Genomic DNA, 16,059 nt, shown 5'->3' on the forward strand with positions numbered 1-16,059 from the left:
TGTAACGAAGAGCAACAATGAAAGAAAAGAGGCTTGTTCATATAAAACACTCTTACCCCGGCAATCCGGTATAGGCCAGCGCTTTCTTTCTCAGGTAAAACACCAACTGCTCAAAATATTTATCATACGCGCCCACTCCGTGCTTCCACCACTCTTTTTCACAAAACTGAACTACCTGGTGCGCTCCATTGCGAAAGAAATGCAACCGGAATATGTGATCCATAGACATAACGCTCATGGTATCGCCTGGTATTGCTTCAATTTGCCGCGCCACCTGTAACAGACTATCAAAAGCCACCGGCCTTGAAAGAAAATTGTTCTTAAGGCCGGTGAATTGCCCTTTTTCGTAATCCGGGTTATAATATAACCGGTTTTGCCGTTTGCCGTTTTTATTAATCCAGTACACCAAAGCATAAGCATCTGCATTTTCGCGCCCTTCCTCAAATAAACTAAGGCAAACAGAGGCCCCCGCAGCAACGATTTTTTGCACCTCCTTATCCAGATACTGCTCATAACCTCTTCTGGCAGTATCGCAGGAGAAGGCACGTTGTTGCTGGCTCCTGACATCAACAGAAACCAAAAGCAGAAAGAAGAATAATAGAAAGATTCTGTTCATTAATTTTTAGGTTTTAAATGTTCAGGAACAGCCGTTGCCGCCTCTTTGCCCATCAATTGACCGCCATTATGATTTTTTTCATCACGATACAACTTAGCTCCGTGTGCTTTCAGATAAATATTATCGCTATTGATGGCACCTTTACCTATAATTGGTGCGCGTTGAAAGTTCATCAGATGCCCGTTAACCTCCGCAGTAAGATTATGACCAATCATCTCATGATTTAAAGAAAAGGCAGCACTAACAGGATAAGGCACCTCTGTTCCGTCAGAAGTTCTAACCCCATTTACGTTTTCTTTACTGGCAAGATTTATTAAAGCAAGGCCTTGACCAGATCTGCCTCCGTCCGGCCCCCAATACAAGCTTTTTCCGCCTCCAATATAGGCACCATCTTTTCCCTGTTTGTCATCAAACAGCCCCTTTTGCATATTCTTAGCTTCCGACAAATTCACCTTCTCTCCTTTATCAGAATCAATCACTGCCGCAAACTGGGTATTCTTAGAATTAATCACCGTAAAAAATCCCTGGGCCAAAGCCTGTGTACTTTCGTCCAGCCCTGCTATGGCAGCATCAAACGCTTTGGCGTCAATGCCTGCCATAGAAACGCCGTCGCTGCTCATCTTAAATAACCCCAGCAGGGCTTCCGTACCTTTTATATCGCTGAAATTTTGTTTCAGCAACGCCAGCATACGCTCTGCCGAAGCCCCGTTTACACCCCGCATGGTATCGCCCAGGAAATCCATATTCAGTACAGGGTTGTTACCCATGGAAGAATAGGGGCTTACGGAATGCGTGGGTTTGGGATCGCCCTGCCACCAACGACCTATCTGCGGATCGAGCATACGGTAAAAGGCCTCATAGTTATTCAGGTCCAGTTCTTTGTTGAACTCAATACCGTTATATCTGAATTTATTGTACAATTTGCCTTCCGCTTTAGAAGTGATGCCAGCGATGGCCAAACCGAAAGGATAATAATGATCAACCTCCAGCAGCGGCCCCTGTACGAAAGTTACCCCTAATTCTTCAAAAACCACATCAGCATCGGCAGATTCGTTGCTGGTAAAAATGTATACATAACCGCTTTTTTCTATAGCCCAGTCTGCCTTTACATGCTGCTTCAGTTCCTGCTCCTCACCCACCCGCTGAAATCCGGCGTATTCTGCCTGATGCAAAGATTTCGAGAGGGTATCTTTAGGGTAAGGTTTCAGATCTTCATCCAGCAATACCCAGTTTACATAAGCGAGCGGTTTACGGGAAACCTTTTCGTCGCTGGCCGAACGGGTTTGTAAAAAGCTGAGTATACCCGGCACCACCGTAAGCGCACCCGATACATTCTGTACCACCGGGCCGTTATGCAACATACTGCTTTCTATGCCTCCACCACCAGATAAACCGGTAGCCAGCGAAGTGAAAGGCGATAACTGGTCTGTGTTTTTACCGTTACGCTGATACCAGCTTTTTGCACGGATATTAATTTTATCGCCTGCATTTACTTTCAGTAATATAGATGGCCCCAGCTTTTTCTGCCGGCCATCCAGTGTGGCCACATACTGGTTACTGCTGCTGGTATCGGGATAAGCCGCTGGTTTTACGGCACGGGTTTCTGCCACATTGGTATAATAGGTTTCTTCCTGCACCGCACTGTCTGCTTCCATGGTAGCTATCTGGTAAACAGCTACTGTTTCTTCTTCCGTAAGGGTGGCGCGCACATTGCCCAGATGATCTTTTACAAAATAATCATAGGCATAACTGCCATCCGGCTTACGGCGGATGCGACCTTCTTCATGTGATAGCTGTTTAAGATCGTTATTTTCGTACTGAAAGCTACCTATATAGGTAGTAGAGGTAACGGTATTCCCATTCACATTATTGGTAACTGTTTTTCTGAGCTTATTGCCGGTGGCATCATAGGTATAAGCAATATTGCCTTTTCCCGCAACCGTTACCAGAGACGGCAGGTTCAGGTGATTGTACGTAATACCGGTAACGTTCTTATTGAGATCGTATACCAGATTACCGTTGGCATCATAATCATAATCCTGCGCCTGCCCACTCGTGATTTCTTTAAAATCACCCAATGTGCTGGCAGGGTTGTTAGCGCCGTCAGTTACGCTTTTCAACCGGTTGCCATTAACACCGGAAGGTAACTCATAGTTATAGGAAAGGTTGTCAATTAAACCACCCGGTGTAGCGTAATGACGCATTTGTAAAATATTGCCATTGGCATCATACGCCTGACCGGCATCTGTTCCATTGCCCATAATGGTAGTGTAATCGCGCCCCAGGGAAGTGTTCCAGGTGGTGGCGTTGATCTTTTCTGTAAAATCGGCCTGCAACAAACGGCTGGTGGCATCGTAGGTATAACCATAAGACCGCACCTGCTGATCGTTACGGCTGCACCAGGTAATGCCTGCTATGTTGCCGTTATACTGCTTTTGTGTAAACCCATAATTATAGTTCAGTGCCTCACCAAAATAATTACCGGAGCCGGTGGGGTTGGCCACATAATCTTTGTTAATGCCCGTAAGCCAGCCGCGTATGTTATAATGATAGGTAAGTGTCTCCAACGGGGAATTATTATACACACCACCCGGTTTCTGGCGGCCCAGCTGTTTGGTTTGCATCCGTCCCCCGGCATCATAAGTCATACTGCTTACCGTAACCCATGCCCCATTGTTCAGCTGCTTTTTAATGTTGAGCACGCGGCCTGCATGATCATAGTCCTGCCGGGTAACCAGTTTTACTGTACCCGGTGTTGTGCCCGAAGCGCCGTGCGATAATTTGGTGATAAGTGTTTTGCCGTCGAAGCTGTATTGCGTGGTGGCTATATCGGTGGCACCGCTGATATTGGTGCTTTTTACCTGTATTACACGCCCACGGTCGTCGTAATAATTGATACTGAACAGGTATTGGGTCGTACCCAGCACCCGTACTTTTACGCCGGTTATCTGCCCTTTAACCGAGGCAGAAGCAGCCACACTTCGCGGATAGGGAAAGGTTACATCAGAAGCTGCCATAAAATCGGACGAAGCCTCACCACTGGCAAAAGCTGCTGCCAAACCGCTTCCAGCCCCTGCCACCCAATCATAGTTATCATAGTAAGTAACTGTTAAATAGCCATCTGCCGGATTGGCAACAGCCGGATAACTGCTACTGCCCGCCGCTGCAGCAGCGTGCGTTTCGCGGGAGGAAGCATTACCCCATAAGAACGTTTTAACCGGCCTGTTGAGCTCATCATATTCCGTTGCCAGCCACTGCTGAGCCACACGCATTTTAGCATCCTGCGTTAACACCAGGCGATCTCTTGCATCATAAACCATATGCACTTCTCCCGCACCCGGCGCCCTTTTTATGGCCATACGGTTGCGGCTATCGTATTCATAACTGAAGCACAACTCTTTTGCAATATTACTGGCCTGCCAGCTACCGGCATCAAACACCCAGGAGCTGCTTAAAGCCTCCACACCTTTGGGCTGAATAATGTACCGCAGCAATTGCAGATCGTCAAACACATAATAGGTACACAACCATCCCACATGGGTAGTTACCGCCGCACCAGCCGTAACCTCTGCCTTACTTAATACCACCTGTCCCGTTTTATCTTTGTATTCCACCACCCTTTTTCCATGTTCATCGGTAACCACCGTGCGGAACAAAACACCAGCCGGATAAAAGCCGGAACTGGATGGAACCGAACCTGCAGAAACTGCTACAGACCACATACGCACCTCGTTGGCCGCATTTACTTCATAAGCCGTTTGTACCCCCCGGCCACTACCCGCCCAGCTATTGCCAGGGGCATAACCGGTAAGTAAACGGTTTAAGGGAGAAGCTTCGAATTGCTGCATACTGTAATACACCTGCTCGCCGGGATGCTGTGCCGCCATAAATGTTTCCTGCTCTGTAAAAGGGCTGGTTTTAAACACCCCGTTGTTGGTAGTGGCAGTATACGGCAGGTATTTATATTTCTCCCTCCCAAACGCATCATACACATGCGGTGCCACCACATCAAAACTCTGCCCCAGCGTGTTGGCGGGCGATGCCTGCCAGGCTACGGCCTGTAGCGGCCGGCCCAGACCATCTGCATATTGTGTAGTACGTGCCACCTCCTGCACCGTTCTACCGCCAGCAGTTACATCTGCCTCAGCAGTAAAAGGACGTGCAGGTGTCCAGGTTCTTACATAATTCAGTGGTATGGCTGCGGAATAAACAGCCGGCTTGCCGGCCACACTTTGTGCAGCAGGTACACTTTCTGTAACAGGCTTTACCTGTGCACCGGCAGTGGTAATACAAAGCAGGACAACAGACAGGGCAAAGTTGTTTTGCATCAGCCTTCGCATGTGTGTAAGATATAGCAACATATATAAGTGTTTAGGTTGTGTTTAAAGCTTTTGTACAGGCCAGACGCACATTTCAGAGTAAGAAAGCAAGTGTTTTTTAAAGAGTGCATACAATGCATCAGGTTGTCTACAGCAATATATATAAAAAACTTTATCCTCCCTATTTTTTGCAAACAAAGAAGATATCTTATTACCGAACACCCGGCATCACCCGGTGAAAAAACGGAGCAATATACCGTTTTATCACCTGTTTAAATGCCTTATACATCTGCTACTTTTACATCATCCAACCTGCTGCAAACTGCAATTAAACCAACACCCGTTAGAATATCCTGATCAAAACCATAACCATGCATTACCTGAGAACACTTCTACGATGTGCAGTATTATTGACTGCACTGCTTATTAACTCCTGTTCCAAAAAGGAGTACCTGAGTAACCGCAACGACACCCCGGAAACAGTACGCAAATTCCTCACGGTACCTGAGGGTAACCCACCTGTACTGCAACGCATTTCCGATGCTATTGCCACCCAGGAAAACCAGTATCATTTTCTGGACCGCATTATTCAGACAAACGGAATGGCAGTCTGGAATAAAGTCATTGTAATGCCAGTAAACGCTGCCGGCGACACCCTGGTAATGCTGCCCTTTGCTGATTCAGCAGCAAGAGCAGTAAAAGCATTACTGGCCTGCCGTATCACGCGTAAAGGCATTGAGTTTATGCATATTCAGGCCAAAGATTACGAATTATACGGCTTTGGCAACGAACCCCATACCTTCAATGCAACCTTTGTGGCCACACAACTGATGTATCATCACTACCGGATATTTGGCGATACCACCTTTAAAGTGGTGGACGGCCGGTTATTCAATCACGACAACGCTACCCACAGGTTGCCACGCACATTTCATCCGCTGATAAAATCGCCGGCACAGCGGAATGCAAGAACTACTGTATCAGCCGTATATGAATGTATCGGTTATGTACAAACCGGATGTGGTGAGTTGAGGCGCGTAGCGGGGGACTGCCGTTACGAAACAGAAGACTGTAAATGGGTAATCACTATCATGGAAACAGATGCCACCAATGGCGGAGGCACAGGAACCACACCAGGCTCAACACTGCCCGGCGGCGGAGGAGGCTCCGGCGGTAGCGGCGGGGGGGGGTCTACCGTACCCAGTCCCTGGCTGGATCCGCATTTGCCTATCGGCCCTCAACCGCCGCCAGTTTACATGGACCCGCCAGTTACCCCCATACTGCCCGGCAGTGGTGGAGAATTCCTGCTGAAAGATGAAAACGGCTATTACTATGAACGCCTGAATGAACTGGAAGAGGCATTAAATGCAGACGCAACCTTACTGCTCGCCTGCCCTGAACTACAGCATGTGAAGCAGCATGGCCCCTTCTTTCAGCAATTATACGAATTTCAGCCTATGATACAGGTAATAAACAGGGTCAATTCCTTACATGCTACTTATGGTACATTTGCATTCCAGTACCTTACCCAAACGCATTCGCTGGTAGCCAATTCGGATATGTTCCCGATAAAAATCACTACCATGCCGGAAATCAATAAGGTAACTGCAACCAATGAAACACTGCTGGAATACTTCCGTTTGCATATCAACGATTTTATCCAGAGGCCGAGCATTGTCAATTTCAGTCCTTATGTACACAACGGTGTGGACGACACGCAGCTATGGAACGCTCCTTATGAGAATTCTATCGGTGCATTGGTTCATATAAACATGCCACTGGATGGAACGGTGATAGAGTCCTCTTATACTTCGCCCAGCACCGCAACACAACATTATCAATTTACATTCACGACTATGAAAACCCCATTAGATGGCGGACATCCGGTAAGCGGTAACCGCAGGTTTGGCACCTGGTCTGATGGTAGCGGCTCCAGCTATTTCTATATTGGCGGTATGGACAAATACACTACCAATGCCATTGCATTAGCAAGCGGAATTAAAGGACTATTTTCTACCACCGGATATCAGGACGCAGACAAGTTATGGCGGGGGATTATAGACAACTTTGCACAATTCATCAACGATAATAAAGGCGTTGCTGCTAAACAAACAGATTCCGTTGCCCGGATTAACTTTGAACTACTGGAACAATACCTGAAAAAAGAAATTACACTGGAACAACTTAAACAGGAGCTCAAATGCTGATAACGGGACTGAAACTAATATTGATAAATACGCTTGAGATACTGGTAGCTGCGCTAACAGGAGGATTACTAATTGCATTGGGAGATCATTTTATGAAACACCGTATGCCATCTGATTTCCCGGTGTGGAGAGATTATGCAGGGCGCGCTTTATTTTATGCAGCCGTCCTCTGGTTTAACATATACACGTCTGCGATTTTTGTTTTATTCATAATAACGGAAGTTATATTGAGGGTGCATAATCTATCTTTTGGTGTTATTCTGTTTGTAAGCATGTTACTTTTCGCGCTCATAGCAGCTGGTATATGGCAGGAAGCCTACAGCTACAGCGGCATCAACAAATGGGAAAAGCGGCTAAAAAATACCCTGTCGCTCATGGCAGCCAGCATTTTGTATGCTTTTTATATACGATGGCTGCTGCGCAGGCAATGGACACGCTTTACAGATTAAAAAAAACAAAGCGGGCATCTTCACGCCCGCTTTGTTTACATAACAGATAGCCTCGTCCCATCTGATACACTACTCAGGCAACTCCGGACATACACAGGATAATCAGATCACAGCTCTACGTTCAGCTTCTCCCCTAAACCACGGATTCAGCCTTTTGCTATTCCTTTTTATAAATCCGACAACATCCGGCTGTAGAGGATTTACATATCTACTTTCAGGATCATCCTTATGAGAAAAATAGACATTAGAATCAACCATAAATATTTTCTTCCTGTTTCCAATATTGAACCCAACTCCTGACACAAACTGTCGGTTATCTCTTGTCATTCCAGCCAGTATAACCTTTCCTTTGTCTACAAAATCAAATAACAAGATTAAAGTATCATGTCTAACCACGAGGTGATTCAATTTCAAATCAATTTCAGACAAAGGCTTACTAACCAGGCTATCTTCTTTTGGCTTATAAAGAGCATCACAATTCCACGTGTATAAATACCACCTGGCGCTATCATATAAATCCCTGACCTGTAAACTATCTATCTGTTTTGAATATGCAGAATCCTTCTCAGATTTTGGCGAGCTACACGCTAAAAAAAGCGATAAGGTGATAAAAGAAAATAAACGCATCATGATCTCGGAATTACAATTGTTTGATTAGGACTGGAATTATATAAATAAATATTCTTTGAATCTAATACTATTGACCGAACTCCATTTTTTGATTGGCCAGCCTGATAAGACCTTGTATGCTCCTGATAATCTCCCGACCCTTCTCCCGGGATTCCAGAAGGGTGACCACCATAAACTTTATAAAGATCGACAAAAAAACCTTTCTCAATCTGAACGTTGGTACCGGGCTATCAGAGAGGACTATTTATAATAAGATGTATGAGGCGGTGAAGGAGTGGAGCGAGGGATGAAGCAATAAAGCTCGTTTAATCCGGTTATTTTAAAGACATTACTCCTCTGCGTTCGACCTCTTCCCTAAAGCAGATATTTAACTTACCAAAGTTGTTTTTTATATAGTCCAAAACCTCCGGCTGCAGAGGGTTATCGTATCTGGTATTGCTTCCTTTTTCAACAGCATGAAACCCAGAAGGTGAAAGCATATAGACTCTTTTCCTTGTCTTAACATCAAATGCAACACCCGACAAAAACTGCTTATTATCCTTTGTCATACTAGTCAATATCGAACGCATTTCAATTTCGTCGAAAAAATAAAAGTTTATTTCTATTACATCTTTTCTCAAAGACACACCTCTGAACTTTAAAGGCAATTCACCAAACGACATATTTTTTGACACCTTATTCCCAGCATTATATATACCATCACAGTGCCACGTATACACATACCATCTGGCGCTGTCATATAATTCCTGTAAATGCAAGCTATCTATTTCCTTAGGATAAACAAAACATGCATTCCTATTATTGCCATCATTTCTGGTTTGATTATCACAGCCATGTCCTAAACCAGAAATTAAAAATATTATCCAACAATACCTTGTCATAATCTTGGAATTTTTATTGTATTAGATGCCCCTGAATTATGCAGGTAGATATACTTTTTATCAACTACAACGGATCGCGGAAAGTCCTGCAGGCGAGCCTGCCTGTTCAAATTTTCTTTGATGTTCGTCATAGTCCCCGGGAGATGGCCGCCCGCCAATTATTTCCCTTTGATATATGGAAGCTCCCCTTTCAATTTGCACCATCATAGTGCCAGAAGTTGGATGTAGGTGTACCGCCCCAACCGCCCCTGGTTCATCGCCAGCATCCGAAACCGAACCAGTCATGGAGTAAGCCGATTTTGCAGGATTTTCCCCAACAGTCACAACACCGTCTTTTAGAACGGTATTGCCGGTGGCTTCCGAATAAAGGCTATTTTTATCGGTTACTTTTCCGTCTACTAATACCTTATCTGCCCCCGTCAGTGATACCCCGCCAACGGATGTTGCCTGAAATTTAGTTTCATTATCTGTGTAAAATTTCGAAAACGCCTTTGTGTCATATGTATAGCCAAAACCTTTTAAATCTTCAACTGTCGCACCTCCACTTTTTATCTTTGCATCAAATGATGCCTGACTTTTCTCATGTATTACTACCGGAGTTATACGTTTACTTCCATCTTTAATTCTATGAACTTCTTCGCCACCACTATTATAATAAACATGATCAAATGGTGCCATTCCATCAGGATCACTAAATCTGGTAGGATTATCAAAAGCAAAATTATATGGCGAATACCTTCTCATTTTCTCTGACAATGGATCTAAACTATACCACCTACCCACCTGCAGGTCATACATCCTGGCTCCATAATCAAACCACTCCAGCCCACTACCATCAGCAAACTCTCTATCCTGCAGCTCTTTACCATTATATTTCAACTTATTCCGTAACCTACCCTCAGCCTTGCTGCTGATTCCCGCAATATTTAATCCAAACGGATAATAATGATCCACCTCAAGCAGCGGCCCCTGTATGGAAGTAACTCCTAATTCCTCAAATATCACATCAGCATCGGTAGATTCACTACTCGTAAATACATATACGTAACCACTCTTCTCTACCTCCCAACCCTCTTTTACATGCGTGGATAGCTGCCCTTCCTCCCCAACACGCTGAAAACCTGCATACTCCGGCTGTTTGAGTGACTTCTTTACGGTATCTTCTTTAACAGGCTTCAAATCTTCATCCAGCAACACCCAGTTAAGATATGCTTTAGGTTTACGCGATATTTTCTCGTCCAGCGCATCACGCTTTTGTAAAAAGCTTAACACCCCAGGAAGTATAGGGGTGGCACCGGATGCCGCCTGTAGCACCGGCCCATCATGTACAGTGATGGCCCCAACTTCTTCTGTTTCCCATCCAGTTTGGCCACATATTGATTGGCAGAATCTCTATCCGGAAAAGCCGCAGGTTTTAAAGCACGGGTTTCCGACAGGTTGGCGTAATAAGTTTCTTCCTGCGCAGCACTGTCCGGTTCTAGTTTCACTCACCAATTCCCACAAGCCTTATGAATTCCGGATGCAAGCTTGCAGTTTTAAAAAAATCAGTCTTTCTGCTCTCTTCTAACGACTGCTTGTACCACTTATCCAGATCTTTCTTATAAGTAAAAGAAAAATGTTGTCCCAGAAAAGCTTTGTTTATTTTCTGAGTAATCATATCGCATTCGAAAGCATGAATTAAAGGCTGCTTTGCCCAAGTAAACACTTCAGGAACTGAATCGTGAACAAAAATAGCATACTCAAATTTGCATTTCTTATTATTCAAAGAAAAACCAACCATTTTAATACTACATTGAGCTACAACAATGCCGCTCAAAGTATCTACCACATCTCGACCATTAATACCATAAATGTATTTAGTGCAAGAGTCATTCAGATTACGCAAACCATATTTCACTACAGAATCCTTAGACTGTGAAGCATATTCATCAAAAGCAGCTATAGCTACGTCACGCGCCTGAACACTATCCTTGACTAAGGAAACAGGCTTATTAGCACTATCCCCATCACTTTTCTTATTAAAAGAACATCCCAAGCTTAAAATACATGCAAAAAGGTATAAGCATAATTTACGTATACTACCTCTCTGTTTACAATGAGCATGTTTTATTAAACGCTGCTCTATCCCGGATACTACATCAATTACTAAAGCAATCAGCTTCACCTCTTAAATATGCAATTAAATCATCAAAATATCTGTCATGCATCTTACTTGTAAAGAATAACCATTGCTTTTCACAGAACTGAATCTTAGCAGACTTTCCATCCAGATATGCATCTATTCTAAACACATGATCATGAGATAAATCGCTCAAAGTATCACCAGGAACCTGAGCTATTTCTTTACCAATAAGTATGAGCTTGTCAATTGACAAATCCGTCTTTAAGAACGATTTCTTTTTGTTAAATCTCAGTTTCCCCTTTACATATCGTACGTTGTAATACAGTCGACTTATACTTTTCCCACGTTTATTAACCCAAAAAACAAAACTCCAGGAAGAACTATATCCACGTTGTCCTTCGTATAGACTAAGACAGGTAGCGGCACCAGAACCTATAATATTTTGCATATCCTTGCCAACGATTTCTTCAAATTCACTCCGACTAGTATCACAAGAATAAACTTCCTGCCCAATCCCGGATTTTAAGAAAAGTAAAACAGTAAATAGCAGCACAAAAAGCTTATACATTTAATTCTTAGGTTTTAAATGATCAGGAATAGAGTTGGCAGAATTAGCAGGCATTGGAACATTTCCATTATGATCAGCACCATTCCTGTAATAAGGAGCTCCATGTGCTCTAAGATAAATGTTGTCACTCATAGTCGCACCGACCTGAATAGCGCCTTTTCTCTGAGTATACCCATCTCCCCATCGAACTTCCGAGGTAAGGTTATGACCAATCATTTCATGGTTTAAGGAAAATGCAGCATCTGGCCAAATGAAGCAGACCTTCCCGAAAAAGTAGTCAAATCCTCAATTTTAGTAGTATTCGCTATATTAATTGCAACTAATCCTTGTCCGTTTCGACTTCCATCTGGCCCCCAATTTATAGACTTCCCACCCTGTATTTTCGCACCGTCCAATCCCTCCATTGATGAAAATAAACTTTTATCTATGTTTTTTGCCTGAGACAGGTCTACAGTTTCTCCGTTCCTGGAATCGATAATAGCTGCAAACTGCGTGCTTGTTGAATTTATTACATTGAAATAACCTGTAGCTAAAGCTTGAACATCTTTATCCAATCCGCTTATAGCCGCATTAAACGCTTTCTCATCTATCATTGACAAAGAAACCTTATCACTGCCCATTGTAAATAGTTTCAATAATTGTTCAGTACCCCGCAGGCCGCTGAAATTTTGATGAAGAGCCGCTAGCATCCGCTGTCCCGAACTCTCATTCACTCCTCGCATTGTATCACCCAGAAAATCCATATTCATTATAGGATTATTCCCCATAGATGAATATGAACTTACTGAATGATCTGGTTTAGGATCTAGTTGCCACCAACGTCCCAGCTGGGGATCAAGCATCCTATAATACGCCTCATAATTATTCAAACCTATATCTTTATTAAACTCGATGCCGTTATATCTTGCCTTATTATATAGCTTCCCTTCGGACTTACTACATATGTTAGCTATAGATAATCCGAACGGATAATAGTGATCCACTTCCAGCAACGGCCCCTGTATGGAAGTTACCCCTAATTCTTCAAATACCACCTCGGCATCCGCAGATTCACTACTCGTAAATACATATACGTACCCACTCTTTTCTACCTCCCATCCCTCTTTTACATGCTGCGAAAGCTCCCCCTCCTCCCCAACACGTTGAAAACCTGCATACTCCGGCTGCTTAAGTGATTTCCTTATCGTATCCTCTTTAACAGGTTTCAAATCTTCATCCAGCAGCACCCAATTGAGATACGCTTTGGGTTTACGCGTTATTTTCTCGTCCTGCGCATCGCGTGTTTGTAAAAAGCTTAAAACGCCCGGTAAAATAGTACTAGCACCAGAGGCTGCCTGTAAAACCGGCCCATTGTGAAGTATTCCTGCCTCTACAGCATTACCCAATAAACCGGAAGCAGCCCCCGTAAAAGGCAGCGACTGATCCTCGTTTTTTCCGTTACGCTGATACCAGCTTTTGGCCCGTATATTAATCTTATCACCGGCATTTACTTTCAGCAATAGCGATGGCCCCAGCTTATTCTGTTTGCCATCCAGTTTTGCCACATATTTATTGGCAGAATCTCTATCCGGATAAGCGGCCGGCTTTAACGCGCGCGTTTCCGACAGGTTGGCGTAGTAGGTTTCTTCCTGCGCAGCACTGTCCGGTTCCATTGTAGCCACCTGATAAACAGCAACCGTTTCTTCCTCGGTAAGCGTAGCCCGGATATTACCCAAATGGTCTTTTACAAAGTAATCGTATACGTAGCTGCCATCAGGCTTGCGGCGTATGCGGCCTTCTTCATGCGCCAGCTGCTTTAAGTCGTTATTCTCATATTGAAAACTGCCTATGTAGGTGGTAGTGGTAACCGTATTACTGTTAGTGGCATCGGTTACAGCCTTTTTAAGCTTATTACCGGCAGCATCGTAGGTATAAGCAATAGTACCCTTACCGGTAACCGTAATTAAGGAAGGCAGGTTTAAATGATTATAGGCAATACTGCTGATGCCTTTGTTTAAATCATACACCATATTACCATTGCCATCGTAGTCATAATCCTGTGTTTGTCCGCCGGTAATTTCTTTAAAATCGCCCAGGGTGCTGGCCGGGTTGTTAAAAGCATCTGTAACCCGCTTTAAACGATTTCCCCCAATAGAAAAATCGTAATTATAAGTAAGATCATCAAGTCTGGTGGAAGGCGTAACGTAATGCTGCATCCGTAAAATATTGCCATTGGCATCATAAGCCTGGGCAGCGTCTGTGCCATTGCCCATAACGGTAGTGTAGTCCCGGCCCAGGGAAGTGTTCCAGGTGGTAGCATTGATCTTCTCGGTAAAATCAGCCTTTAGTAAACGGCTGGCTGCATCGTAAGTATATCCATAGGATCGCACCTGCTGGTCGTTACGGCTGCACCATGTAACACCGGCTATATTACTATTGTACTGCTTCTGCGTAAAGCCATAATCATAGCTTAACTCCTCCCCAAAGAAATTGCTTGTTCCGGAAGGATTGGCTACGTAATTCCTGTTAATACCCGTTAACCACCCGCGGATGTTATAAGCGTATGTAAGCGTCTCTATCGGCTGATTATTGTACACACCCCCCGGTTTTTTACGCCCCAGTTGTTTTGTTAAAAGCTGCCCGGCTGCATCATACAATAAAGTATCTATGGTAACCCACGAACCGCTGTTTACCCGCTTCTTTACCGAAAGCAACCTGCCGGCATGATCATAATCGTGCTTCGTGATCACTTTTACCGTACCTGGCGTCATTCCCGTGGCACTATGTGAGGCTTTGGCCATAAGCACTTTACCATCAAAACTGTATTGGTTGGTTACGATATCGGTAGCACCGCTTATATTGGTGCTTTTAGTTTGAATAAGGCGCGCACGATCGTCGTAAAAATTAATCGAGAACAGATACTGAGAAGTTCCCAATACCCTTATCTGCGTACCGGTAACCATGCCCCTTACAGTTGTAACAGGCGTAATAGCACGCGAATAAGGAAAAGTTGCATCGGAAGCTGTGAGAAAATCTGCGGTAGTTTCAGCGGAAGCAAAGGCAGCTGTTAAACCACTACCAGAAGTACTTACCCAATCATAATTATCATAAAATGTTACAGAAAGATAGCCATCCGCAGGCGAGGCTACACCAGGATAATTGATGCTACCGGCAGCAGAAGCAGCATGTGTAGTACGAACGGCAGCGCTTGTCCATAAATAGGCTTTGAAAGGTCTGTTTAGCTCATCATACTGTGTTACCAGCCATTGTTGCGCGGCACGCATTCTGGCATCCTGCGTCATCACCAGCCGGTCACGGGCATCATACACCATATATACTTCACCGGCACCAGGCACCCGCTTAATAATCATACGATTTCGGTTATCATATTCGTAACTGAAGCAAAGCTCTTTAGCTATATTACTGGCAGCCCAGGTAGCGGCATCAAACACCCAGCTGGCGCTAAGTTGCTCCACCCCTTTGGGCTGTATAACATATCTCAGCAAACCCAGATCGTCGTATACATAATAGGTATGCAGCCATCCTGCAAAGGCTGTTACAACAGCGCCACTGGTAATTTCTACCTTCTTCAGAATTACCTGCCCCAGCTTATCTTTATATTCCACCACCCGTTTGCTATGCTCATCAGTTGTAACAGTCCGGTACAAAGCACCGCTATTGTAATAACCGGAGCTTACCGGAACAGCGCCGGATGTGGCACTAATGGCCCATATACGTACTTCATTGGCAGCATTACATTCATAAGCCGTCTGCACGCCCCTGCTACTACCCGACCAACTGTTGCCCGGTGACATAATACCCAATACCCGGCTTAATGGAGAAGCTTCGTAATTAGTCTGGCTGTAAAACACCTCTTCCCCAGGGTACTGAGCCGTCATAAACGCGCCCTGTTCCGCAAAAGGAGTAGTTTTAAAATCACCATTAGCAGAGGCAGCTGTATAGGGGAGGTATTTATACTTCTCACGGCTAAACTCATCGTACACAACAGGAGTAACCACATCAAAACTCTGACCGGAGCCATTGGCAGGAGAAAATTGCCAGTTAACATTTTGCAGAGGCCTGCCCAGTCCATCTGCATAGGTAGTAGCTCTGCTTACTTCCCTGACGGTTCTGGAAGAAGACACCACATCCGCTTCTGTAGTAATTGGCCGAAGAGGCGTCCAGGATTTTACGTAATTTAATGGAAGACCAGAAGCATAAGCCGCGGGCCGGGCAGCTACTGTTTGAGCAACGGGCAACGTTTCTGCTATAGGTTTTACCTGAGCGG

General features: G+C 44.5%; 11 protein-coding genes. 2 read left to right on the forward strand and 9 right to left on the reverse strand.

From position 1 onward, the window contains the following. Window positions 1-52 precede the first annotated feature (52 nt). The gene (locus IEY13_RS09960) at window positions 53-616 is read right to left on the reverse strand and encodes a hypothetical protein (RefSeq protein WP_188951830.1); all 564 of its coding nucleotides are present in this window, start codon (window positions 614-616) and stop codon (window positions 53-55) included. After that, window positions 616-4,977, reverse strand: a complete 4,362-nt coding sequence (locus tag IEY13_RS09965) for a DUF6443 domain-containing protein (RefSeq protein ID WP_188951831.1) — start codon at window positions 4,975-4,977, stop codon at window positions 616-618. The genes IEY13_RS09960 and IEY13_RS09965 overlap by 1 nt, the downstream gene beginning before the upstream one ends. Window positions 4,978-5,306: 329 nt before the next feature. Between IEY13_RS09965 and IEY13_RS09970 the strand changes: the two genes are divergently transcribed. Continuing rightward, window positions 5,307-7,142 (forward strand): hypothetical protein, encoded by a 1,836-nt coding sequence (locus IEY13_RS09970; protein ID WP_188951832.1) that lies wholly within the window; start codon window positions 5,307-5,309, stop codon window positions 7,140-7,142. A 272-nt stretch (window positions 7,143-7,414) separates the two neighbouring features. Further along, complete coding sequence (locus IEY13_RS09975; protein ID WP_188951833.1) at window positions 7,415-7,591, forward strand: hypothetical protein; 177 nt, start codon at window positions 7,415-7,417, stop codon at window positions 7,589-7,591. 102 nt (window positions 7,592-7,693) lie between these two features. Here the strand turns inward: IEY13_RS09975 and IEY13_RS09980 are convergent, their stop codons facing one another. From IEY13_RS09980 to IEY13_RS10005, 7 genes are all read right to left on the reverse strand, one after another. After that, on the reverse strand, window positions 7,694-8,221 hold the full coding sequence (locus IEY13_RS09980; protein WP_188951834.1) for a hypothetical protein: 528 nt from the start codon (window positions 8,219-8,221) through the stop codon (window positions 7,694-7,696). 314 nt (window positions 8,222-8,535) lie between these two features. Beyond that, window positions 8,536-9,102 (reverse strand): hypothetical protein, encoded by a 567-nt coding sequence (locus tag IEY13_RS09985; RefSeq protein WP_188951835.1) that lies wholly within the window; start codon window positions 9,100-9,102, stop codon window positions 8,536-8,538. A 60-nt stretch (window positions 9,103-9,162) separates the two neighbouring features. Next, window positions 9,163-10,374, reverse strand: coding sequence for an RHS repeat domain-containing protein (locus tag IEY13_RS09990; protein ID WP_229687806.1), 1,212 nt, complete (start codon window positions 10,372-10,374; stop codon window positions 9,163-9,165). Beyond that, window positions 10,368-10,589 (reverse strand): hypothetical protein, encoded by a 222-nt coding sequence (locus IEY13_RS30125; protein ID WP_229687807.1) that lies wholly within the window; start codon window positions 10,587-10,589, stop codon window positions 10,368-10,370. Before IEY13_RS30125 ends, IEY13_RS09990 begins: the two co-directional genes overlap by 7 nt. Continuing rightward, window positions 10,586-11,266, reverse strand: coding sequence for a hypothetical protein (locus IEY13_RS09995; protein WP_188951836.1), 681 nt, complete (start codon window positions 11,264-11,266; stop codon window positions 10,586-10,588). Before IEY13_RS09995 ends, IEY13_RS30125 begins: the two co-directional genes overlap by 4 nt. Next, window positions 11,241-11,792, reverse strand: coding sequence for a hypothetical protein (locus tag IEY13_RS10000; RefSeq protein WP_188951837.1), 552 nt, complete (start codon window positions 11,790-11,792; stop codon window positions 11,241-11,243). Before IEY13_RS10000 ends, IEY13_RS09995 begins: the two co-directional genes overlap by 26 nt. A 224-nt stretch (window positions 11,793-12,016) precedes the next feature. Then, on the reverse strand, window positions 12,017-16,030 hold the full coding sequence (locus IEY13_RS10005; RefSeq protein WP_188951838.1) for a DUF6443 domain-containing protein: 4,014 nt from the start codon (window positions 16,028-16,030) through the stop codon (window positions 12,017-12,019). Window positions 16,031-16,059 lie beyond the last annotated feature (29 nt).

This window comes from Filimonas zeae, from assembly GCF_014641615.1.
Classification (GTDB): Bacteria; Bacteroidota; Bacteroidia; order Chitinophagales; family Chitinophagaceae; genus Filimonas; species Filimonas zeae.